Consider the following 22,242-nt stretch of genomic DNA (forward strand, 5'->3'; position numbering starts at 1 on the left):
TAGGCTTTGAGCAATATTATTCTTTGTTGTAAAGAAGTTTTGTTGACGCCTGACGACTCATGCGATACGTAAATTCGCCAACTGAAGGATTAGGAGTTTCGGGGTGAATTGTACGACTTGTTTTTCTCCAGTCTTTATGAGTTGCAAGCGAAGTTACAGTTCTTCCATCTTCTTTCTTGCAAACTTTTAACCACATTTTACCGTGTTGACTGCATATAAATTCTTCAATCCAAACATTGTCATCAACATACACGCCTTTTGCTGCTAACATAATTGCGCTCTGGCGAGGCATATTGACATTTTGTTGGATCTCTAATGCTCCTGTATAAAATAAATGATATTTCTCTCCTCCTTTACGCCACAATCGCTGCTCGCAATAAGGGCAAAAAAAGCGCATTACATTTTTACGACTACTACGTTTGCCTGGCATTAGAAACCTCTCATAAAAATTACTGCTCTAGTACTGCTCTAGAAAAATTGATCCTTATACTGCAAGCTAAACACGAGATTCACACCACCTTATTACTACATCCACTACGCGATAACGCACGTTCTTCGAACAACTTTTTGTGTTTTAGATTACTTCAATAACAAGTAAAGATTTTCCCGAAAGTAAATAAAATAACATCTTTGATTGGTTTGTTTTTCGCTGAAACATCACATCAGGATAAGATTTGTTGTATAAAAACAGCATTTATTTCTATCGCATGTACATATATAATCTCCAAGCAAAAAGATGAAACGTACGCACTTAATTGAAAAAGGCACGAAAACATCAAGTATGATATTGCTCTTATTCATGCGCATTCTTCATCCCTCTTTCAAATGCGCTATCGTAAATTCTATTAGCGATCGCTCCTACCAATAACTGACTTTACTCAGAGTATTGCTGATAACGATAAGGCTGTTACTGCAACTGTTGTTAAGAAATACCTCTTTTGCATTATTTTTAACAACTAGCAACGCTTCAGAGTACAAATAAAGCGTTCTACACCCTGCTTTTTAGCAGATCTATCCCCTCAACTTGAGGTTGCTTAAGTGCACTCGTATGGTGTCTTCTTGAACAACCTGCAGTGTAAAACACTGGAGAAAGTAGTTATTATTTATAGCACTTAGCTTTTTTGCAGGCAGGAAATATACTGAAATCTTCGGTTTTCTTCAGGTGTATTTACAGTATGTACATACCAATTCTAAAAAATCTGTATTTTCGTATACAAAATTCAGGTTTTTTCAATTTTTTGCTACTTGAGTACAAAATTTGCCTCAATTTTGTACAAATAACAGCATTTATACGGAACGAGTTGCATGTCGTTTTGGAGTAACGTTATCCCTTGCTTTTGAGCGGCAAATGCTTGCGTGTAAGTAGTGGCTGCGGTTTTTATCATAATTTTCCTGATTAGCTCGGCTCTAAAATTAAGTAGTTTCTCATAAAACTTAATTTTAAAAAGTTTATGAACTTCTCAGCACTAGTGTATGTATTTATGCGGCAATTTCCCAAATGGTACTTAAAGTTTTGATGAAGTTGTTTTTAAAGATTTAATGAAGACGACTAATATTTTTCGTAAAGAAAAATACACAGTAAATATCCTGATACGAAAAAATGTTCAACTGCAGTTACAAAACTATACTACCTAATTTTGCTGAAGTTAGGTTATAAAAACATAAAATTTAAAAGATTTGCTTTATTTTAGTGTATAGAGAATTACTTTTCAGTAGGACGACAATCAAGCTCGTACATTCGTCATTGAGCGGCGCCAGAAATAACTACCTAATATTTAATACTTTTAGCTAATCTACTAAGCGCTGGCTGTGTAATATATGTAACACGCTTGTTGCTAGAACTATTTTAAAAGAAGCTGGATATTAAGAACTGTAAAACAGAACGAAACAAATTTGTAAAGAGATAATCCTATCCCAAGCAAATTTAAGCCGTGACAAATCCTAGTGAAAAACTCTTGTTATCTTTGTTAAATTTTGTCGCACTAAGCTAGATAGCCAAAGATAGACTCGCGAACTTAATATTTTTTGGAAGCTAATGCTTGTATACTTCAGAGTTTGAACAGGTGAGCTTATTATTTGTACTGAATTTAGAAAATGCTTAAATTGCATCGATCGCACTATTTACTGCTCTTATTGTGTGCGGTGAGCTTGACTCTAACCATAGTGCTTGCACCACTATCGCATCAGATAACCGCTGCTAGCCCTCGCAGTCATTCTGTGCCGGAGTTAAGGGGCGTATGGTTAACAAATATAGATAGTGATGTATTATTTCAGCGCGATCGCTTAACCAATGCAATCGGACGCTTACATCAACTGAACTTCAATACAGTTTATCCCACAGTCTGGAATTGGGGCTATACGCTTTATCCTAGCCGAGTCGCACAACGCATAATTGGGCGATCCCTCGATCCCACTCCAGGGCTACAACAACGCGATGTCTTAAAAGAAATTGTGCGACAAGCACATCAAAAAAAGATGGCAGTCATTCCTTGGTTTGAGTTTGGCTTTATGGCACCGGCGGATTCGCTGCTTGCTCAACGTCATCCACAATGGCTGACAAGTCGTCGTGATGGTAGTAAAGTTTGGCAAGAAGGAAAGCACGAACGAGTATGGCTCAATCCCTTCCGTCCTGATGTACAGCAATTTATTCTAGACCTCATTGTTGAAATTGTTAGCAATTATGACGTAGACGGTATTCAATTTGACGACCACTTCGGTTTACCATCCGAGTTTGGCTATGATGCCTACACGGTAGCGCTTTATCAAAAAGAACACCAAGGACAACGTCCTCCTAGCGATCCCCAAGATGCTGCATGGGTCCGCTGGCGTGCAGATAAGATTACAGCATATATGCAACAAGTCTTTCGCGCAGTCAAAGCTAGAAAGCAAAATTGCTTAATTTCTGTGTCGCCAAATCCGCAACGAGTTTCCTACGACTTATTTTTAGCCGATTGGGAAAAATGGGAACGCCAAGGCTTCGTCGAAGAATTAATTTTGCAAGTTTATCGCAACGACATCAACGTGTTTATTAGCGAATTGCAGTACCCAGAAGTTGTTGCAGCAAAACGTCATATCCCAGTCGGTATTGGAATTTTAAGCGGGCTAAAAAACCGTCACGTGCCAATTCAACAAGTTCAAGATCAAGTAGCAGCAGTCCGCCAACGCAACTTTGCAGGCGTTTCCTTTTTCTTTTACGAAACTTTATGGAATCTTTCGCAGGAAAAGTCAAGCGATCGCCAATCCGTCTTTCAAAGAATGTTTTCAGCAGCTGTACCGCGACCAAATATTTACAAAGGGTGGAAGAGTGGTTAGGGGTTAGTGGCTAGTGATGAATTATGTAAACAAATACTAATTCTCCTTCTCCTCTGCTCCCCTGCTCCTTTGTGCGATCACCCACCGATCCCCAAACGTCCGGCTAATGCGGGAGTGAGAGGTAAGAGTGTGGCAACCATTAAAAATAAAGCGAGTAGTCCCAAAGCTGCGCGGGCGTCATCCGGTTCGCTGAGTTCATTTTGGCTGGGACGTTCTAAGTCGCGTTGCAAAAAGATGATTATAACAGCCCAATACAAAGCTAGCGGATTTGCAAAAGAGGCGATCGCCAGCACAATTAAGGTTGCGATCGTAGTACGTCCAGCAGTTTTGCGCCCGTAAATCGCTTGTACAATCCGCCCGCCATCTAATTGCCCAGCGGGCATTAAATTCAGTGCTGTGATGACTAAACCTAACCAACCAATCACCGTGAGTGGATGAACTGCGACAACGTTTTGTTGCAGTGCCGAGCCTAAAATAACGCGAGCAATTGTACCTACTAAAATAGACCCTTGAAAAAACTCGGTTGGTACTTGAAATAAACTTTCAGGGCGAGAAAGGATTAAACCAAGAACTAACATCGCGAACGATAAAACACCGCCAAACGCAGGTCCAGCGAAAGCGATATCGAACAAAACTTTTCGGTTAGGTAAAATCGACTGAAATCGAGTAATGGCACCAAAAGCACCGATTTGTAAAGTTGGCAGAAAAAAGGGTGGGCTGAGACGCACTTGATAACGTCGTGCCAGCAAGCGATGACCGAGTTCGTGCGTCAGTAAAATTGCTAAAATTCCTGCTGCAATCGGCAAAGGTTCTGAAAATCGCTGCCAATTTGTGAAGAAATCAAACCCTAGTAAAATACCTCCAGCTTCTAAACACGTAGCGATCGTGGCGACGAGTAAGACAATTGCCAAAATCGTTTGTGGTAAAGTCGTCGGTTGGGGATCGTTACGACTAGGAAGTACAATCACAACCGGCTTACCGTCGAGGTTTTCGACTAAAAATAGACGATAGCGATCGCCTAACTGCTGCTGGAGGTTGCTACTGAGTTTTTGGAAAACTGCCTCTGGTTCTCCGCGGAGATTACCCCTGAAGATCGCTCCTTCTTGATAAGGAATTGTCTCAGTAGCAAAAAAAGTATCGATGCCAAAAATACCGCGAATCGCTGCTAAATCAGCATCGGCGATCGGTACGACTTCAGGTTGTAGCGGTGCGGGTGGAGTCGTCTCTTCGGTTTGAGGGGTGTCTTGAGTCGCATTTGCGAGGCGTTCGGTTGCGCGCGATCGCAAAATCGCATCTTGACCAGCTGCCCGTAGCTGCCTTCCCAGAAAAATATAGACTGCGGCTGAAGTGACTAACAAGAACAATATCCCCACGATATTTATGTAGATCCCCGCAGCGAATAAGCCGAAAAAGAGTAACCATGGAGCCATTAACACCACTGACTGTAACCAGGCAATGATTCCCAACTTGCCATACGGTCTAGCGCGATAAAAGCCCCAGCCTAGTATTATAAAAGCTGCTAATACAATCAGCCCGACTATAGAAGTTTCAGATGCGATCGACATATTTTCCACCTTCGCTTCAACCTGCGATCAACTTTAGCTCGCTAGCTGTCGCTAATACTTTTAATAATTTACAAGACTTCCTTGAATAGCAGTTAGTAGGTTACTAGATTCTTGCAATCCCGATCGTGAAGGGTAATAACTGGCTGCATACTTGAAGTTGCAATTAAATTTACGCCAATCAGCTTGCTCGTTGGTACGTACATCAAGTTTTTTCGGTGTAAAATAATACAGAAATTAACTGTAGAATAAATTCTATGTACTTAAGTTTACAAATTACGCGATACATAACGTTTTGTTACAAAGCTAATTGCTGTCGCAAACGTTCCTTGTATTCTGAATTGTTATGTTACTGAAAAATCATGTTTTCTTCAGGATAAGGTCATTCAAAAATTGTATTTTTCAGGGACAATCATGTTATGTGTTTTACATGTAGATTTTGTAAAATATGGTCTCAGTACTTACAAGCTAAAGTTGAACCAGTAATCTCTTTATCATTCAGGTGACAATACTTATCCTAAAAATCTAGACTACTTATAAAACAAAACTTGAGTAATTTAATAACCATGGAGTAATACTATACTAAGCCAAGTATTACTCACTATTCCCTGAAAGTAAAGTATTAACTAGTAGTGCTCCATGACGCTATGCCTGAGTTAACGAAGCATATTAGCTTAAAAGTCATGCGTTGTACAGCTTTGCACTAGGCGCTAATCTTTTTATGAAGTAGTGCTTAGCTACGTATCGTTGAATCAAATAATGTCATAAAAACTTTTCTTTTTCTATACTTCAGTACTCTTGGTTTTGCCTAAAGATATTACTGTACACTTGATTGGGACTGGTGTTCCCCAAATCAATGTAATGTTTGTTACTGGTCAATACTCGATAGAGTTTGCGCATCAACCAACTGAAATTGCAACAATGTTAGAAGTCTAGGTATTTTTTTAGGAAGACAAGGTTATTACAGCACGATTTCCAAAAATGCCCTCAAGTATATGTCAGTAGCAGAATGGGATTTTTGGTACGAAGGTTAGCCAACCATCGAATTGCAAGGTACAGTACGCGATCGCTCAACGAAGCGCGATCGCATGGGCAATAATGCATTTGTCACCGCTGACAAAGCAGGCAAGACGCCTGCCAACTGCTTAATAAATTTCATCCAACTTTAAAAAAGTTTGCAGAAGAACATTCGCGCCCTGCGTGCAGTGTTCTGGCGAAGTATACTCATCCTCAGCATGGCTAATGCCAGCGCGACTAGGGACAAAAATCATCCCCATATCCGCAAATCGACCGATTTCTTGTGCATCGTGTCCTGCGCGACTTGGTAAGTACGTATAGCTTAAACCCATTTGCTGACAAATTTGCGCGATCGCCGTTTGAATCTCTGGTGCAGCTAATGTTGGCAAGACGTGCAGCATTTGCGTCATTTCGATTTCTGTTTGAGTTGCAGCCGCAATTTCTATAAGCTGATGTTTGAGCTGCACCACCATATTTTCTAAATGCGTTTGCGACATATCGCGCAGGTCAATTTTTAAATCTACCCTCGCGGGTACAATATTAGCTGCATTAGGAGAAACATGAAAATAACCGACTGTAGCTACCTGTTCTCCTGGAGTTTCGGTTGCTAACTTGTTGACAGCTAAGACAATTTGTGATGCAGCAACCAAAGCATCTTTACGCATGTTCATTGGGGTTGTTCCTGCATGGTTAGGACGCCCAGTGACAGTAACGTGGTGGCGATATTGTCCGACAATGCCAATGACAACTCCAACATTATTGCCTGTACTTTCTAAAACACCGCCCTGTTCAACGTGTAATTCTACAAACGCTGCAATTTCACCTGGCTGGCGCTTCGCAGTTACCACCTGCGACCAATCACCGCCAATTCGTGCTAAACAAGCTTCAATGGACGTACCATCATTGCGACGATAACATTCAGGATCGAGAACCGCAGTCCCTGCCATAGCTTTACAACCAAGAACGCTATTTTCTTCGTCGGTAAACACTATTACCTCAATTGGGTGGCGCAGGCGAATATTATTCTCGTAAAGTACGTGTACAATTTCAATGCCTGCTAAAACTCCGAGAACTCCATCAAATCTCCCCGCAATAGGAACAGTATCTATGTGCGAACCTGTAGCTAGCGCCCCTACATTTTCTTGTCTTCCTGCATAAGTACCGATAATATTTCCGGCAGCATCAATTCGCACTGTCATCCCAGCTTCAATCATCCACGATTGCACGAGTTGTCGCGCGAGTATATCTTCAGCCGTAAACGCTACGCGACTCACACCACCTCCTGGCAGTTTGCCAATTTCAGCTAACTGCGAAATATTTCGATTCAAGCGATCGCCATTTACTACAGGTATCAAGGCAACAGTCATACAACCCTCTTGGAAATTACTTGTTGTGTCGATCAAAAAAGATAGTTCCTAGCCTTCTTAACGGCGCGAAGAACAACTCAAACGCAGCGATCGCAATTCCAGCAAGAAAGAAAACGCCGTCGTCAGCGTTCTCAATTCATATAACACTGGAGTTATAAAATTTATCATCATGCCAAATTTTCTCGTCCCAGCTAAGTCATATGCGCTCGCATCGCTTTTTTCAATAGGGTTTGCTGTTTTAGCTTCTATGTCCATAGCACATTTTTTTGCACGATGCGGATACAAAATTCTACGTAATTTGTCGTTCATGAATTGTTAACTGCTGACACTTAAAGCTGGAGATTCTCCAAGAATTTGGCACTGTAGCAGAAGCTGACACTTGATTAACTCCCGCGCTGTTTTGTATACAGTATACAATAGCAGCCAAAAAATTAATGCAGCAAAGAGCAGATTAATCATGTCCCAAGTAGCCCTTCAGTTGCGATATTAATACTAGTTCTTTTCTCAAAGTCGTCAGCAGGAATGATCGCTACGTGCTGATATTGCCAAGTAAACTCCTGCAAGAACGACGGCAAATGCGCACCAATTGAAGATGCTTAACTTTTCAGCAAAGATAATAAATGCTAAAACAGCTGCGATCGCAGGAATTGCCAGCATCGCAACAGCAACTAAGCCAGAAGCAAAATTGGCCAAGCTATAAGTGAGTAATCCTTGACCGACAACTTGGCAAACAATCGCTAAAGAAATAACTGTACACCAACCAACTCCAGACGTAGGAAACAATTGCTCGTGCGTTAGTAAGACCGCCGGAAGTACGCCCAAACAGCCGATGAAACACGTCCATTGCATAATTGTTGGTGTTGCAAATTTACTGCGGAGTTGCTCTAAACTCAAAAGACATACGGCTGCTAACATTGCCGCGCTTAACGCCGCAATATCTCCCAAAGCATGACTATTTGTGCCTTGAAAATCTTCGATCCCAATCGCGATCGCGCCACACACAGCGATCGCCATTCCTAAGACAAATCTCGCTGAAAATTTTTGACCAAGTACGAGCCACGCGCCTAAAGTTGTAAACAACGGCATCATATTATTAAATAGTGTCGAGTTCGCAACACTCGTCTGCGTCAAAGACCACGCCCACAAGGTTAACGAAGCGGCAAAACTCATTCCGGCAGTTGTCAGTAAAGTGCGATCGCGCCAGGTATAAATTAGCATCGATACAGGTTGTGCGTGAATTTGACTTGTCAAGCCTCTGACTTTATTCCAGCCCGCGAAGGCGATTGCGGCAATGCCCAAACGATTAAACGTTGTCGCATTTGGTCCAATTTCTTGCTGCGCGATCGCAGTTAAAATCGAAGCAAATGCAATTCCGACCAAGGCAATCCCGAGTGCGATCGCCGCCAATCCATTTGCAATCAGTGTTGGAGACGCATGATTAACTGAGCCGAGTTTGAACTGCTCCATAGTGCGATCGCTAATTAAATAGAAATGCCTTTGCAGTACAGTTTTTATTTATATATACACTGCTCAGTTGCCCCAAAAAGTATCTCAATAGACGCTACGGTGAGAATCTGACAGCCAAATAAAAACATTAAATACTATAGGTATTAGTCACCAAGTTGTCCGTTCAATCTCATGTAGTATTTATGAAAGTAGCTATTTACTGTATTCTGTATACAGCTGCCAGAAGTCTCATTTACTGATACCTTCTCGACTTAAAATAATTAGCAGCTGCCATTTATCCTGTAAAGATTAAGGAGTTATACCTTGCCCCTGTCACCGCGATCGCTCCAGCGAAGTCAATCACTACAGGAGCAAACTTATCAAGCCTTGCGCGCGGCTATCCTCTCAGGTGAACTAACGCCAGGGCAGCGATTAATCGAAACTCATCTAGCCAAAAAGCTACAGGTAAGTAGGACTCCAATTCGAGAAGCACTACGGCAACTCCAACGCGAGGAATTAGTCATTGCTGAACCAACTAATGTCCTACGTGTCGCGACAATTTCCATGACCGATGCGATACAGTTGTACGATTGCCGACTCGCATTAGAGCAATTATCTGTAGTCGAAGCGTGCGCACATGCCACCGAGTCCCAAATTCAAAACTTAAACTTGATGGTGATGCAAGCTGAGAAACTCGTTAAGAGTAAACCATCCCAATTAACTAACTTTCAACTACTTGATTTAGACTACCGTTTTCATCGGCTACTCGCTGAAAGTTCGGGTAATTTATGGCTCAGGTCGCTTCTCGATCAAGTTTTTGATAAAATGATGCTCTTAAGAATTCATACGATTCAAAATAACCGCGACGTGCTAGAAATTCGGACTGAACACCGACGGATATATGAAGCGGTGCAAGCACGGAATCCCGAGGCAGCAACTCAAGCAATTAAGGCGCATCTCATCGCGAGTAAAGAGCGTGTTGCGCGTGAAATGCAGAACATGCAACATAGTAGCGGTATTCTTCAAGAAGGTTAACATATCTTAGATTTTAGATAACTTAGATAGTGAATTTGTAACAAAGTTAACGCTCCCTATACGACATTCATTTTTTAGACTAGTTTAGCTGGCAAAATTTGGTAGTTATTTACAATAAGCATGACCGAGACAAATACCAACTCAAGCGCAGGTACAAAGCGGATATTTATTTGTGGTTCAGCATTGCGCGGACAACCCGATCATCAAAACCTGCAATCGGCAAAGTTTATCAAAGAAGCAAAAACCCAACCCCGCTATCGACTTCACGCCGCAGGTGGTGGTTGGCATCCTGCAATCTATGAAGTAGAACAAGGTGGAATTTCAATTCCAGGAGAAGTATACGAATTAACTCAAGCTGAGTTTGACTACTTATCTGCCAACGAACCACCAAACATGTACCCAAGTGACATTGTTTTAGAGGATGGCGAAGTTCTTACTGCATTTCTCTATCCGCAAGAGTTAGTAAAAAAATATAATTGGCCTGACATTTCGCATCACGGTGGTTGGGCGGCTTATAAAGCTGCAAGTTAAAGGTAGGACAAGTGCGATCGCTTTCCCATACAATTCGCGTAGCAACTCCGCAAGAAGATGCCATCGTTGCGGAGCATTTCTATATTATTGTGGCAAGATATTATTGCTACTGATGCAGTTAAGTTTAACTGATAAGAAATTACGCTAGAGTTTGTCGAGTGCGTGCGCCAAGATCTGTCTTACCAAGTGCTTGTCGCCGAAGTTGATTGTAAAGTTGTTGGTTCTGTAGTCGTAAAAGTGGCTGCATTGGAGGTGTCTGCGTTGAGCCAGCTGAGCGCCGGTAAGACATCCACGATTCATTCTTGATGCTCAACAGCAAAAGCATGAAGCATTCCAGAATATGGCTTAGCAATAGGATAAGCTAAATCGCCCTTCTTACTCGTATTCAAGCCTAAACTGACCAAAGCTTCAACAAACTTAACCGCGACACTCACGCCATCAATAACCGGAACTCCTAATTCTTGACTTAATTGCGTTGATAAATCAGCCATCCCACTACACCCTAAAACGATCGCACCTGCCCCATCTTCCGCCAAAGCTTGACGACATTCGGCTAAAATCGTTTTTCGTGCATGAGAATTTTCATCCTCAAGTTCAAGTACAGGTAAATCAATCGCGCGAATTTTGCGACAAAAATGCGTCATCCCGTAATTTGCAACTAAATGTTGAGCAATTATCCGCGTGCGACTCAACGTCGTCACAATTGAAAATCCAGTCGCGATTAAACTCGCAGCGTGCATAGCCGCTTCTGCAATTCCTAAAACGGGACCTTTTGCCAATTCCCGTGCAGCGAGTAACCCAGGATCGCCGAAGCAAGCAATTACATAACCATCAACACCTGCGGCTTCTCCTTTTTTAATTTCTTCAAGAATGCCAACAACACTCAGCGCTTCATCGTAGTGTCCTTCAATCGAAACAGGTCCCATCTCAGGGTTACACGCAATAATTTCAGTTCTAGGACTCGCCACCGCGATCGCCGCCTTGGCAATCTTTTGCGTCATGCTAGCAGTGGTGTTAGGATTGATGACTTTGATCTTCATAGCTCCTAGCATACCTCAATCACGACAGCCACACCCATACAAAAGAAGACCGCCGAAGCGGTCTAACCGAAGCTTATGTAATTGCGGACATGGGTTTAAACCATTCCTGATGGTGCTTGCACGGCTGGTTGAACCTGCGGCTGGAATTGGAATAGAGAGTATACCACATTACGACGAATATTAGTCATCATATCCAAGAACAACTCATATCCTTCGCTCTTGTACTCAATCAGCGGGTCTTTTTGACCGTAACCGCGTAACCCTACTGATTCGCGCAACGCATCCATTTGTTGTAAGTGCTCGCGCCATAGTGTATCAATTTGCTGCAAGATAAAGAATCGCTCAGCTTGGCGCATCAAGCCTGGCTGAATTTGATCGACTTGCGCTTCTTTGACATCATACGCAATTCTCACTTGCTCGTGCAGGAAGGTTTTAATTTCGCCAACCGAGAGATCTTCCATCTGATTTGGTTCTAAATCAGCCAGGAGATAGACAAATTCTTTAACTTTACTCACCAAATTTGGCAGATCCCACTCTTCTGATGGCAAATCGGGGTTGATGTAGTAATCCACGATTTCATCCATCGTTTTTTCAGCGTACTTAATCACCAATTCTTTCAAGTCAAGACCTTCGAGAACGCGACGACGTTCGGCGTAAATTGCCCGACGTTGGTTATTCATCACCTCGTCGTACTCAAACACCTGCTTGCGAATATCGTAGTAATAAGTTTCGACTTTCTTTTGCGCGCCTTCTAAACTGCGAGTCAACATTTTAGACTCAATCGGCATATCTTCTTCGACTTGGAACGCCGTCATCAATCCTGCAACGCGATCGCCGCCAAAAATCCGTAATAAGTTGTCTTGCAAACTCAAGAAAAAGCGTGTCGAACCAGGGTCGCCTTGTCTTCCAGCGCGTCCGCGTAATTGGTTATCAATGCGTCGCGATTCGTGACGTTCAGTGCCAATGACGTGTAAACCACCAAGCTGAACAACTTCGTCGTGTTCGCGCGACGTAAATTTTTCGTATTCGCGCAGCAATGCGTTATAAACTTCCCGTAGCTTCTGAATTACCGGATCGTCTGTTGGTGCTTTTTCTGCGGCAACTGCAACCTTATCTTCTGCTTCGAGTTCAGGTAAACTCCGTTCGCCGTATTCGCGGACAGCAAATTCTACAGCGGCTTTAAGTTGTTGCTCTAACTCGCGCGATAGCTGCGTAGGGAAAATTTGCGGTGAGGCTTTCCACGTTTTGACTTTCTTACCAGGAACAAAACCTTGACCGCTACTGCTACTCGACGCTGGTAGTCCTGATGCCCTTTCTACTGCAAAGACATCTTCATCTTCTGGTAAAACAATGCGGGGCATAAAGTATTCGCGCAGCTTGAGTCGCGCCATATAATCCGCATTACCGCCCAAGATAATATCGGTTCCGCGACCAGCCATGTTTGTTGCAATTGTTACCGCGCCTTTACGTCCTGCTTGGGCGATAATTTCTGATTCGCGTTCTACGTTTTCAGGGCGGGCATTGAGCAGATTGTGCGGTACATTACGTTGCGTGAGTAAAGCACTGAGGTATTCAGATTTTTCGACACTAGTCGTTCCTACCAATACGGGGCGACCAATTTCGTGCATTGCAGCACATTCTTCGGCAACCGCTCGCCACTTTCCTTCCTCCGTCTTGTACACCATGTCAGACAAGTCTTGACGTTTGGTAGGACGATTCGTAGGAATAATCGTAACTTCTAGCTTATAAATTCGCTCAAATTCTGCTTCCTCGGTTTTAGCTGTTCCAGTCATCCCTGCTAACTTGGGATATAGCAAAAACAAGTTTTGATAAGTAATCGTTGCTAAGGTTTGCGTTTCTGGCTGAATTTCGACTCTTTCTTGCGCTTCAATAGCTTGATGGAGTCCATCGCTCCACCTCCTTCCTGGCAGAACTCGACCTGTAAACTCATCTACGATTACAACTTCGCCGTTACGGACGATATAATTGACGTCTTTGACGAACAGTTCCTTAGCTTTGAGTGCATTAAAGATGTAGTGTGCCCAAGGATCGTTAGGATCGTACAAATCCTTGACTTGCAGCATTTCTTCTGCTGCTGCGAAACCTTCGTCGGTGAGAATGACGTTGCGAGCTTTCTCATCGACTTCATAGTGTTCGTCTTTTTTTAACGCGGCGGCAACTTGCGCAGCTTGTAGATACTTTTCTGTGGGGCGTTCGACTTGTCCAGAAATGATTAACGGCGTCCGCGCTTCGTCAATGAGAATCGAATCAACTTCGTCAATAATACAGTAATTAAACGGGCGCTGTACGACTTCTTGAATCGAGGAAGCCATGTTATCGCGCAAGTAGTCAAAGCCTACTTCGCTATTCGTGACATAGGTGATGTCGCAATCATAGTTTTTCTTGCGCTCGGATGGTCCCATGCCTTGCTGAATTAGCCCCACACTCAGCCCTAAAAAGCGATGGATTTGCCCCATCCATTCTGCGTCACGGCGTGCTAGGTAGTCATTGACCGTAACAATGTGTACTCCCTTGCCCGAAAGCGCGTTGAGATAGGCAGGAAGCGTTGCTACCAGCGTTTTACCTTCACCGGTTTTCATTTCGGCGATTTGTCCTTGATGCAGGATCACACCACCGAGAAGTTGAACATCAAAGTGGCGCATTCCTAATACGCGCCTTCCAGCTTCTCGCACAACCGCGAAGGCTTCTGGAAGCAGATCGTCCAAGGTTTCGCCTTTATCCAACCGCTGCTTAAACTCCGCTGTTTTGCTACTAAGTTGCTGATCGGAAAGCGCTTGAATATCTTCTTCAAGAAGATTGATGTCTGTAACGTAAGGCTGGAATTTTTTGAGCTTACGAGCGTTAGGATCGCCCAGCAAGTTTTTCAGCATGGTAGGGTTCGGGAAACTTTAGGAATTATTCTTATTTTTGAGCTTAAATATTGAGTTTAGTATGCTGCAAGCACTTGATTTTAATTAAATACATGTCTACAAGTGAAGCATTCCTAGAAACTCAAACATAATCGCAGTCGCTCTTGGCTAGATGCTCCAAGTTTAGACTATATCCATCGTATCACCTTGCTTCAAGCTAGGGCGGCGATCGAGGTGTGGATCGCCCTGCAATTAGAATCGGATTCCTACTTGACCATTTACCCCTCTAACTGAGTTATAGCCTACACCGACAACAAGGTTATTCGCTGTATTCACCTGTAAACCACCCGATAACGCAATACCCTGATCCTCAGAATAGAGCCCAATTCCAACGTAAGGAGATATCACGGGCAAACTCAAAAATCTAAGGACATCGACGCCAGAAGCACCATTTGGTCCTCTTCCTAGTTCTACACCAAAATCGAATGCTCTTGCTCCTACTGAAAAAGTTACATCCCCTTCCCTACCACCAACCGAAACCCACGGTTGAGGAATAATTTGTGCGTTGACTGGGTGCGGTGCAGCTAATACTACCAAAGCTGAAGCCGCTAAAATTTCTTTAATTCGTTTCACGTTTTGACACTCCTCATAACCTTTTTAAATTTTGGGGCATATTTCTTACTGTGTTTCCCACTCAGGTGATAGACGACGGAAATTGTATTCTGTTGCACCAGGATGGCAACTCACGCAGCCACCTACATCGACAGGACGAGGTAGTGTCACATTAGGATGTAACGCTTTAAAGTAACGCGATTCTCCCAGACGATACGGTGTCGTTTCTTCTTTGAGTAAAGGGCGCGAGAAATTGCGCAGATAGTTCCAAATTAGCAAGCGTGTGGGATCGACGAGTTGAGGAAGCGTGACGCCGTAGTGTTGTGGATCTTGTAATAATCTTTGCCAAGTTTGCGTTGGCATGACTGCGGGTGGTAAAGCAATATGACAAGTTGCACAATTTTCTAAATAAAGCTCTTGTCCTAATTGATAGCGTGGTGGCACAATATCGACAGTGCCAATTTCTTCTGTCGTTGTATTCGCTTCAGGAGAAGGTTGGGCATTGGTAGCAAGTGCTAGCCCCCAACCCATTGTGACACTCCATAGCAAAAGGACTGAAACAAGAACAAAATGCGATCGCTTCTGCGTTTTAGTGCGTGGTTGCATCATATCTCTCGAACACTTCCTCAACACGTAAATAGTAGGGGTCAAAGGTCAAAGTTAAAACCAGGGTTATTATGACCTTTGCCATAGTTAGTAATGGCTAAATACTCACTGCATTTTGATGATCTATTACCTAATATCAAAAAGTGTAATGTCTCAACTATAATTCCTCAGAAGCTTACTTAATTGCTAGTACAATCATGCGGCAGCTATCGAGTGTCAGTAGTTTACCGTCATTTCCATAAGCTTGTATTTCTCGAAAACCAATTTGTAATAACCAATCGTGTAATTTAGTAAAAGTCAAGTGACGTACAAAGTAATTTATCTGCCACACTTGTCCATCCCAAATGACAGTACGCTCAGTGTATGTTCAATTGGTAAACACATCAAATCGAGTGCGATCAATCAAATAATTATTGTTGCAATCTGTAACAGAATTAGCGCGAAATTCTTTTAAAATTCGGTACAAGCTTTGCAATTCTATTAACAACTTATCACCTGGTTTGAGCGTGCGGTAGGCTTCTGCTAACACCCGACGATTGTCTCGATCGTCAAAGTAGCCGAAGGCGGTGAACCAGTTAATAATGCAATCAAAGTGTTCTGTCCAAGGAAGCGATCGCATATCACCTTGAACGTCTTCGACTTTGACTTTATTTAGGGATTTAGGGAATGGGAACCGATCGCAATAGCCTTTCTACGATAGATTTAGCTTTATGTCCGCCAGCAGGAATCAGGCGATGACACAAGACGTAAGGTGCTAAATACTTAACATCATCAGGAATCGCGTAGTTGCGATCGCACAAAAAAGCGAGTGCTTGTGTTGCTTTGTGTAATGCTACCGTACCGCGCGGACTCACGCCTAGCATAATTTCTTCCGACTCGCGCGTAGCGCGGACAAGATCGAGAATGTAGCGTTGTAACGATTTTTCAACTTTGACAGCCGCACAACTGCGGCGTAATTCAGCAACTTCTGCAAGTGTAATACAAGGTTGTAAATCAGCTACGGTAACGCCTTCTTGCAACCGTTGCAGCATAGCTAATTCTTCGGTTTCGCTTGGATAACCCAAACTCAACGATAAAATAAAGCGATCCATTTGCGCTTCAGGTAAGGGAAAAGTCCCTTGATATTCAATCGGGTTTTGTGTCGCAATGACAAAAAAAGGACTCGGAACGCGACGTGAAACGCCATCGACGGTAACTTGTTCCTCTTCCATCACTTCTAATAGCGCCGATTGCGTACGCGGTGTCGCACGGTTGATTTCATCTGCTAATAGTACATTCGTAAATACGGGACCTGGAAGATATTCAAACTCGCCTGTTTTGGGATTCCAAATGTTTGTTCCGGTAATATCTGTCGGTAGCAAGTCAGGAGTGCATTGTAGGCGTTGAAATTTACCTGCGACAGAACGCGCTAGTGATTTTGCAAGTAAAGTTTTACCTACGCCAGGAACATCTTCTAGCAGTACATGACCTCCAGCTAGTAGGGAAACTAACACTAAGCGGATCGGTTCAGCTTTACCAACAATTGTACGACTCAGGTTTTGCGTCAGAATCTCAATTTTTTTCATGCACTACTGTGGTTTTTTAAATAAGCCGTGAAGTGTTACAGATTGAGAACACTTGGCAAGTTCATTTTTTATTGTTCCCTTGTAAAGCCTCTTTTGCAGCAGTACAGTCAAGTTGAATTTGGGCTTTTAATTCGTCTAATGAAGCAAATTTCTGTTCTGGACGTAAGAATTTTTCTAGCTGAACAGTTAACGTTTGACCGTATAAATCTCCCGACCAGTCAAATAAATATACTTCTACAGATGGATGCGTACCGCTGACTGTAGGACGAATACCAATATTCATCACGCCCTGATAGTTACCTATGTCTTGAACAAACACCCGAACAGCGTAAACGCCATTCGCTGGAAGAAATTTTTCGGGTGGGACGGCGACATTAGCAGTCGGAAAACCAATTGTTCTTCCTAATTGTTGTCCTTTGACAACAGTTCCTGTCAGAGTGTAGGGGCGTCCTAATAATTCTTGAGCGCGTTGCAAATCGCCGTGTTCGAGGGCTTGACGAATCGCTGAACTACTAATGCGATCGCCTCCTCGCGTATAAATAGGAACAATCGTTACTGGAATGTCAAAGCTCGCCGCGATCGCTTGCAAATCTTTTGCCGTACCACTACGCTGCTTGCCAAAACAAAAGTTCTCGCCGACACTGATTGCTTGACAGCACAACTGTTGAATCAGAATTTTTTCGACAAAGTCTTGCGGACTTAAAGAAGCTAACTCCCATGTAAACGGAATTCGGATGAGTTGTTCGACACCCAAAGCCTGAAGTTGCTGAACTTTTTCCTCTAAAGGTGTCAGCAGCGATCGCTTTTTTCCTGTAAAAAACTCTTGCGGGTGCGGATGAAAAGTAACGACAGTACTATAGGCGCGTTCAGGACAAGCGACACTAGATATTGGCGTTTGCGTGTCCGCAGGAACCGATAAGGGGTAAGATAGTAGGCTTTTAACCTCTTCCTGATTTTTGAGCCGATACAAAATTGGACGAATCACTTCTTGATGCCCAAGGTGAATGCCATCAAAGTTTCCTAGGGCGATCGCAGTCGGTGTCAAAGCATTAGTTAGAGAGGAAGTAACCCACACGCTTTACATTTTGACATAAATAGGTCAATGGTAACAGATTGATCGGGAGTTAGGGGTCAGAGGTTAGAGAAGTTTTTCTACGATTTTCAACTTTAGTCTTTCTTTTGGTCAAATTTCCATTCAGACAACGCATGCAGCGCGTCGAGATATGTCAAGTTGTAGTGTAGAGGTGTAATAGTGATGAAGTTATGGCGAATCGCCTCAACATCTGTTGGAATGTCTTGAGGTAAATTTAAACCCTGTTTAGCAGGCGTGACATCTTCAAGCAACTCTCCGGCTAACCAGTAATAAGTTTTACCGCGAGGATCGACACGCTTTTCAAAAACATCAACGTAGCGACGGATTCCCTGACGCGTGACTTTTACTCCGGCAATTTCTGCTAACTCGACAGCCGGAATATTTACATTGAGTAACATGACTTCAGGTAAAGGGTGACTTGTCAACTGTTCGAGTAAGTGAATCGCAAACGTCGCAGCAGGGTGAAACTCCTTAGAAGTAAAACTTGTGAGTGACAGCGCTACGCTAGGAATACCTTCAACGATTCCCTCCATAGCCGCCGAGACGGTACCAGAATAAAGAATGTCAGTCCCTAAATTTGCTCCCTGATTGATACCAGAAAGCACAAAATCTGGTGGACTATCCAGTAAGGCCCACAATGCGAGTTTAACGCAGTCAGCAGGCGTTCCCGAACAAGCCCAAGCTTTAATACTAGGATGAAATACAGACTCGACAAGTTCTGCACGAATCGGTTGATGTAATGTTAATCCATGCCCAGTTGCCGATCGCTCGCGATCTGGACAAACAACCGCAACGTCGTGTCCGGCTGCTGCTAAAGTATCGGCTAGAGTCCGAATCCCTAGCGCGTAAATACCATCGTCGTTACAAATAAGTAGTTTCATAGAAGTCAGGGGTTGGAGCTCAGAGGTCAGAGAGTTGAAGAAGCAGAGGATGCAGAGGACGCAAAAAGCAAGGGAGAATAAATAATGAGCGTTGACTTACAACTCTTACGTCTTCAACTCAAAGCTAATCACTATATCAATAGCCACTAGTCACTTACTCCTACTCGCTTTTAAACTGATACGATACACTTATATTGATTTGAATAGCTGGCTTTCAGAGAATTACTGTTGAATACGACAAGCATGAGCAATCAGCCTAGCACTTTAAAGGCTCAACTGGAAAGTTTACGACAAGAAGGCATAAGCGCGATCGCTGCTGCTGATTCCTTGGATCGTTTAGAGGAACTGCGTGTAGCTTACCTCGGTAAAAAGGGTCAGTTATCAGGATTATTGCGCAGTATGGGGCAATTGAGTGCTGAAGAACGTCCGCAAATTGGGGCGATCGCCAACACTGTCAAAGAAGCCCTGCAAGCGGAAATCGAAAACCAGCGTCAAAAGTTACAAGCAGCGGCGATTCAAGCGCAATTAGAAGCGGAAACCATTGATGTCACAATGCCTGGCGTTTACCGCCCACTGGGTCGCGTTCATCCGCTGCACAGTACAATGGACCGCGTGCTGGATATCTTTGTTGGTCTAGGCTACACCGTAGCTCAAGGACCAGAGATGGAGACAGATTACTATAACTTTGAAGCACTCAATTTCCAACCAGATCACCCTGCGCGTGATATGCAGGATACCTTATTTCTTCCTGATGGAAATCTACTACGGACGCATACCTCCAACGTCCAAATTCACTACATGGAAGACAACGATCCGCCAGTGCGCGTCGCAATTCCAGGACGTTGCTATCGTCGCGATACTGTCGATGCTACCCACGCTGCAGTATTTCATCAAATTGAAATTTTAGCAGTCGACGAAGGTTTAACTTTTACCGATCTCAAAGGCACAGTTAAAGTATTTTTGCAAGAATTATTCGGCGATTCGCCAATTCGCTTCCGCGCTAGTTATTTCCCCTTCACCGAACCTTCAGCTGAAGTAGACGTGCAATGGAAAGGTCGCTGGTTAGAAGTCATGGGCTGTGGTATGGTTGACCCTAACGTGCTAAAAGCCGTAGGTTACGATCCTGAAGTTTATACCGGATTCGCGGCAGGAATGGGCGTAGAAAGATTGGCGATGGTATTGCACGAAATTGATGATATTCGGCGTTTCTACAACAGTGACTTGCGCTTTTTACAGCAGTTTTAAATCGCAAACTAATAACAGCGATCGCAATGTTTGCAGTTAAATTCTGGTTGGTTGAAGCCAAAGGCACTTAAAAGAAACCGCCAGCGACACGAACGGCTATTGAGATATTTATTAATTAGATTGTCAGTATTGAGTTTTGTTGATGATTGTAGGCGTGGTTGATGAATAATGTAATGGAAAGGGTCTTGCCATTCAAGTTGACCTGTGCTGTGCAAAAGTGATAGCGCGATCGCACTTTCATAATCTCGCGGAATTTCTCCTTTTTTAGGCAGTTTTTTGGCTAGCTGTTGGGCTTGGTTGTATTGCGACCGTAGTTTTTGCGCGAAAAACTCTTGACGCTGTTTATCTTGGGGATCTAGCCATCCTGTCGGTTCGCTGACAAGTGTTAACGCGATGCTAGGTTTACCATCACGCCCTGCGCGTCCAATCTCTTGTATATATTCAGATAGTAGTAGTGGTGCGTGAAAATGAATGACCCAACGGACATCAGGTTTATTAATCCCCATACCAAACGCTGAGGTGCAAATCACAAAGGGAATTTTACCGCTTAACCATTCAGCCTCAATTTCTCGGCGTTCTTCTGCACTTAAGCCTGCGTGGTATGCAGCAGTAGTGTAACCTTGTTGATTTAACCAGGCGGCTAGACCTTCGCTATCTCTACGCGTGCGGACGTAGATTAATCCAGCTTGTTGAGGCTTGGTTTGAAGAAATTTTAATAACTTTTGTTTTCGTCCGCGTGGTGTCCATACCGTTTGCACTTGGAGATGGAGATTTGGACGATAAGGATTTTGGCGAAAAACTTGTGGCTGTTGGAGTTGTAAAACTTGTTGAATCGTAGTTTGGGTTATTGGATCGGCGGTAGCGGTAAAGGCGGCGATCGCAATTTTTGTTCCTTTGGGTTTTGATTGTAGCAGTGCCGGGCGTACTGTTCCCAAACGGCGGTATGCTGGTCGAAACGTATCTCCCCACTGTACTAAACAATGCGCTTCGTCAAGAATTAAGCTGTTGATTTGTAATTGCGGTTGACGCAAGCGTTCCCATACGGGTGCGCTAAAAAGCGTTTCGGGTGAAAGATACAACAACTTTAGCTGCTGTCGTTCTATTTGCTGTAAGATTTGTTTTCGTTGATGTGTCGGCAGTTCACTGTGTAATAGCGCAGCAGGTACATAGCGATCGCGTAATTCTTTGACTTGATTTTCCATCAAAGCGACTAACGGTGACACCACCAGCGTTAACCCAGGCTGAAGTAATGCTGGAAGTTGAAAGCAAATCGATTTTCCCCCGCCTGTAGGCATAACGATCAGGGTGTCTTGCTGTGATAGTAAACTACAGATAATTTCTTCTTGGGGGTGGCGAAATTCTGAATATCCCCAAACTTTCTGTAAGGTATCTCGTAGCGTATGAGCGGCGATCGCGTTTGAATTCATCAGCAACCGAGTAGGAACTCATCATTTACCTTAAGTTTTCCCAGAGATTAACGCAAATGCGATCGCAATTCGCTCGGCGCCTGAGGTCGCAGCCTAACAAACCAAGTCCACAAGGGTGGACATACACATTAGCGTTGATTAGCCTAACTCCAAGACTGATTTAAGGTCGTTTCTCCTTTTGCGCCCCTGCACCTTCTGTTAAGTGTCTAGTAACACAGGAAACCTACTAACTTAACAAAATTCCTTTCTCTTAATCCAACTGATACAATATTTTGTCTTGCTCGCAACATATTTAAAACGATAAGAGTATTGATACCTATATCAATATGATTTATCAAAGTTGCGTTCGTACATGTGAATGTTTTTTGAAAAAATATGGATAAAGACCGAAGCCAAGCTTACTGGCGGGCTAACACAGCTTTAATCAGAAATCTTTTAATTGTCTGGGCGCTAGTATCGCTCATTTTCAGTATCTTACTCGTTGAACCACTCAACGCAGTACAACTTGGTCGAGTTCCCCTCGGTTTTTGGATGGCACAGCAAGGCTCAATTTTAACGTTTGTTGTGCTGATTTTTGTCTACGCGGTTCAAATGGATCGCCTCGATCGCAAATACGGAATTAGAAAGTGAGGG

At 43.3% G+C, this 22,242-nt stretch carries 21 protein-coding genes and 1 pseudogene; 5 read left to right on the top strand and 17 right to left on the bottom strand.

Features of this window, described 5'->3' with window-relative positions:
* Nucleotides 1-16: 16 nt before the first annotated feature.
* Nucleotides 17-430: a hypothetical protein gene (locus tag B1A85_RS17850; protein ID WP_104548094.1), complete on the bottom strand. Its 414-nt coding sequence runs from the start codon at nucleotides 428-430 to the stop codon at nucleotides 17-19.
* 1,664 nt (nucleotides 431-2,094) lie between these two features.
* On the opposite strand from B1A85_RS17850, the gene B1A85_RS17855 reads away from it, so the two are divergent.
* Nucleotides 2,095-3,312 (top strand): glycoside hydrolase family 10 protein, encoded by a 1,218-nt coding sequence (locus B1A85_RS17855; protein ID WP_104548095.1) that lies wholly within the window; start codon nucleotides 2,095-2,097, stop codon nucleotides 3,310-3,312.
* Between the two features lie 77 nt (nucleotides 3,313-3,389).
* Here B1A85_RS17855 and B1A85_RS17860 read toward each other — a convergent pair whose 3' ends face one another.
* From B1A85_RS17860 to B1A85_RS17870, 5 genes are all read right to left on the bottom strand, one after another.
* Nucleotides 3,390-4,877 (bottom strand): site-2 protease family protein, encoded by a 1,488-nt coding sequence (locus tag B1A85_RS17860; RefSeq protein ID WP_104548096.1) that lies wholly within the window; start codon nucleotides 4,875-4,877, stop codon nucleotides 3,390-3,392.
* A 1,027-nt stretch (nucleotides 4,878-5,904) separates the two neighbouring features.
* Nucleotides 5,905-6,033 carry a hypothetical protein gene (locus tag B1A85_RS25690; RefSeq protein WP_256387476.1) on the bottom strand — a complete coding sequence of 43 codons (129 nt, stop codon included), beginning with the start codon at nucleotides 6,031-6,033 and terminating at the stop codon, nucleotides 5,905-5,907.
* A complete protein-coding gene (locus B1A85_RS17865; protein ID WP_104548097.1) occupies nucleotides 6,020-7,258 on the bottom strand; it encodes a Zn-dependent hydrolase in 1,239 nt (412 codons plus the stop codon). Before B1A85_RS17865 ends, B1A85_RS25690 begins: the two co-directional genes overlap by 14 nt.
* A gap of 57 nt (nucleotides 7,259-7,315) precedes the next feature.
* Nucleotides 7,316-7,567, bottom strand: coding sequence for a hypothetical protein (locus B1A85_RS23675; RefSeq protein WP_146087195.1), 252 nt, complete (start codon nucleotides 7,565-7,567; stop codon nucleotides 7,316-7,318).
* A 204-nt stretch (nucleotides 7,568-7,771) separates the two neighbouring features.
* On the bottom strand, nucleotides 7,772-8,725 hold the full coding sequence (locus tag B1A85_RS17870; RefSeq protein ID WP_104548098.1) for a DMT family transporter: 954 nt from the start codon (nucleotides 8,723-8,725) through the stop codon (nucleotides 7,772-7,774).
* A 303-nt stretch (nucleotides 8,726-9,028) separates the two neighbouring features.
* Between B1A85_RS17870 and B1A85_RS17875 the strand changes: the two genes are divergently transcribed.
* Together B1A85_RS17875 and B1A85_RS17880 are read left to right on the top strand one after the other, a co-directional pair.
* A complete protein-coding gene (locus tag B1A85_RS17875) occupies nucleotides 9,029-9,739 on the top strand; it encodes a GntR family transcriptional regulator (protein WP_104548099.1) in 711 nt (236 codons plus the stop codon).
* 120 nt (nucleotides 9,740-9,859) lie between these two features.
* Nucleotides 9,860-10,270, top strand: a complete 411-nt coding sequence (locus B1A85_RS17880; protein WP_104548100.1) for a gamma-glutamylcyclotransferase — start codon at nucleotides 9,860-9,862, stop codon at nucleotides 10,268-10,270.
* Between the two features lie 139 nt (nucleotides 10,271-10,409).
* Here B1A85_RS17880 and B1A85_RS24010 read toward each other — a convergent pair whose 3' ends face one another.
* The 10 genes and pseudogenes from B1A85_RS24010 to surE form a co-directional block, all read right to left on the bottom strand.
* Nucleotides 10,410-10,559 carry a hypothetical protein gene (locus B1A85_RS24010; protein WP_168192429.1) on the bottom strand — a complete coding sequence of 50 codons (150 nt, stop codon included), beginning with the start codon at nucleotides 10,557-10,559 and terminating at the stop codon, nucleotides 10,410-10,412.
* 7 nt (nucleotides 10,560-10,566) lie between these two features.
* Complete coding sequence (locus B1A85_RS17885; protein ID WP_104548101.1) at nucleotides 10,567-11,310, bottom strand: aspartate/glutamate racemase family protein; 744 nt, start codon at nucleotides 11,308-11,310, stop codon at nucleotides 10,567-10,569.
* Nucleotides 11,311-11,405: 95 nt separating this feature from the next.
* The gene (gene secA, locus B1A85_RS17890) at nucleotides 11,406-14,201 is read right to left on the bottom strand and encodes a preprotein translocase subunit SecA (RefSeq protein ID WP_104548102.1); all 2,796 of its coding nucleotides are present in this window, start codon (nucleotides 14,199-14,201) and stop codon (nucleotides 11,406-11,408) included.
* A 231-nt stretch (nucleotides 14,202-14,432) separates the two neighbouring features.
* Nucleotides 14,433-14,804 (bottom strand): hypothetical protein, encoded by a 372-nt coding sequence (locus B1A85_RS17895; protein WP_371681689.1) that lies wholly within the window; start codon nucleotides 14,802-14,804, stop codon nucleotides 14,433-14,435.
* A 54-nt stretch (nucleotides 14,805-14,858) separates the two neighbouring features.
* Nucleotides 14,859-15,398 carry a diheme cytochrome C gene (locus B1A85_RS17900; protein ID WP_104548220.1) on the bottom strand — a complete coding sequence of 180 codons (540 nt, stop codon included), beginning with the start codon at nucleotides 15,396-15,398 and terminating at the stop codon, nucleotides 14,859-14,861.
* Between the two features lie 175 nt (nucleotides 15,399-15,573).
* Nucleotides 15,574-15,729 (bottom strand): hypothetical protein, encoded by a 156-nt coding sequence (locus B1A85_RS24015; protein ID WP_168192430.1) that lies wholly within the window; start codon nucleotides 15,727-15,729, stop codon nucleotides 15,574-15,576.
* Nucleotides 15,730-15,765: 36 nt separating this feature from the next.
* Nucleotides 15,766-16,035 (bottom strand): annotated as a pseudogene (locus B1A85_RS17905) (class I SAM-dependent methyltransferase); the annotation flags it as partial.
* A 22-nt stretch (nucleotides 16,036-16,057) separates the two neighbouring features.
* Nucleotides 16,058-16,963: a MoxR family ATPase gene (locus tag B1A85_RS17910; RefSeq protein ID WP_104548105.1), complete on the bottom strand. Its 906-nt coding sequence runs from the start codon at nucleotides 16,961-16,963 to the stop codon at nucleotides 16,058-16,060.
* A gap of 61 nt (nucleotides 16,964-17,024) precedes the next feature.
* Nucleotides 17,025-18,038, bottom strand: coding sequence for a bifunctional riboflavin kinase/FAD synthetase (locus B1A85_RS17915; RefSeq protein WP_104548106.1), 1,014 nt, complete (start codon nucleotides 18,036-18,038; stop codon nucleotides 17,025-17,027).
* 92 nt (nucleotides 18,039-18,130) lie between these two features.
* Nucleotides 18,131-18,937 (bottom strand): 5'/3'-nucleotidase SurE, encoded by an 807-nt coding sequence (surE, locus tag B1A85_RS17920; protein ID WP_104548107.1) that lies wholly within the window; start codon nucleotides 18,935-18,937, stop codon nucleotides 18,131-18,133.
* A gap of 243 nt (nucleotides 18,938-19,180) precedes the next feature.
* On the opposite strand from surE, the gene pheS reads away from it, so the two are divergent.
* Complete coding sequence (gene pheS / locus B1A85_RS17925) at nucleotides 19,181-20,182, top strand: phenylalanine--tRNA ligase subunit alpha (RefSeq protein ID WP_104548108.1); 1,002 nt, start codon at nucleotides 19,181-19,183, stop codon at nucleotides 20,180-20,182.
* A gap of 8 nt (nucleotides 20,183-20,190) precedes the next feature.
* Here pheS and B1A85_RS17930 read toward each other — a convergent pair whose 3' ends face one another.
* A complete protein-coding gene (locus tag B1A85_RS17930) occupies nucleotides 20,191-21,609 on the bottom strand; it encodes an ATP-dependent DNA helicase RecQ (protein ID WP_104548109.1) in 1,419 nt (472 codons plus the stop codon).
* Nucleotides 21,610-21,984: 375 nt separating this feature from the next.
* Here B1A85_RS17930 and B1A85_RS17935 point away from each other — a divergent pair, with 375 nt between their 5' ends.
* Nucleotides 21,985-22,239 carry a DUF4212 domain-containing protein gene (locus tag B1A85_RS17935; RefSeq protein WP_104548110.1) on the top strand — a complete coding sequence of 85 codons (255 nt, stop codon included), beginning with the start codon at nucleotides 21,985-21,987 and terminating at the stop codon, nucleotides 22,237-22,239.
* Nucleotides 22,240-22,242: the final 3 nt, after the last annotated feature.

Source organism: Chroococcidiopsis sp. TS-821, assembly GCF_002939305.1.
Classification (GTDB): domain Bacteria; phylum Cyanobacteriota; class Cyanobacteriia; order Cyanobacteriales; family Chroococcidiopsidaceae; genus Chroogloeocystis.

Coding starts and splice junctions, on each gene's coding strand:
- B1A85_RS17900 (WP_104548220.1), bottom strand. CDS start 15,398: ATGCAACCACGCACTAAAACGCAGAAGCGATCGCATTTTGTTCTTGTT.
- B1A85_RS17885 (WP_104548101.1), bottom strand. CDS start 11,310: ATGAAGATCAAAGTCATCAATCCTAACACCACTGCTAGCATGACGCAA.
- B1A85_RS17930 (WP_104548109.1), bottom strand. CDS start 21,609: ATGAATTCAAACGCGATCGCCGCTCATACGCTACGAGATACCTTACAG.
- B1A85_RS25690 (WP_256387476.1), bottom strand. CDS start 6,033: ATGAAATTTATTAAGCAGTTGGCAGGCGTCTTGCCTGCTTTGTCAGCG.
- B1A85_RS17880 (WP_104548100.1), top strand. CDS start 9,860: ATGACCGAGACAAATACCAACTCAAGCGCAGGTACAAAGCGGATATTT.
- B1A85_RS17855 (WP_104548095.1), top strand. CDS start 2,095: ATGCTTAAATTGCATCGATCGCACTATTTACTGCTCTTATTGTGTGCG.
- pheS (WP_104548108.1), top strand. CDS start 19,181: ATGAGCAATCAGCCTAGCACTTTAAAGGCTCAACTGGAAAGTTTACGA.
- B1A85_RS17870 (WP_104548098.1), bottom strand. CDS start 8,725: ATGGAGCAGTTCAAACTCGGCTCAGTTAATCATGCGTCTCCAACACTG.
- secA (WP_104548102.1), bottom strand. CDS start 14,201: ATGCTGAAAAACTTGCTGGGCGATCCTAACGCTCGTAAGCTCAAAAAA.
- B1A85_RS17865 (WP_104548097.1), bottom strand. CDS start 7,258: ATGACTGTTGCCTTGATACCTGTAGTAAATGGCGATCGCTTGAATCGA.
- surE (WP_104548107.1), bottom strand. CDS start 18,937: ATGAAACTACTTATTTGTAACGACGATGGTATTTACGCGCTAGGGATT.
- B1A85_RS17860 (WP_104548096.1), bottom strand. CDS start 4,877: ATGTCGATCGCATCTGAAACTTCTATAGTCGGGCTGATTGTATTAGCA.
- B1A85_RS17935 (WP_104548110.1), top strand. CDS start 21,985: ATGGATAAAGACCGAAGCCAAGCTTACTGGCGGGCTAACACAGCTTTA.
- B1A85_RS17850 (WP_104548094.1), bottom strand. CDS start 430: ATGCCAGGCAAACGTAGTAGTCGTAAAAATGTAATGCGCTTTTTTTGC.
- B1A85_RS17910 (WP_104548105.1), bottom strand. CDS start 16,963: ATGAAAAAAATTGAGATTCTGACGCAAAACCTGAGTCGTACAATTGTT.
- B1A85_RS23675 (WP_146087195.1), bottom strand. CDS start 7,567: ATGAACGACAAATTACGTAGAATTTTGTATCCGCATCGTGCAAAAAAA.
- B1A85_RS24010 (WP_168192429.1), bottom strand. CDS start 10,559: ATGTCTTACCGGCGCTCAGCTGGCTCAACGCAGACACCTCCAATGCAG.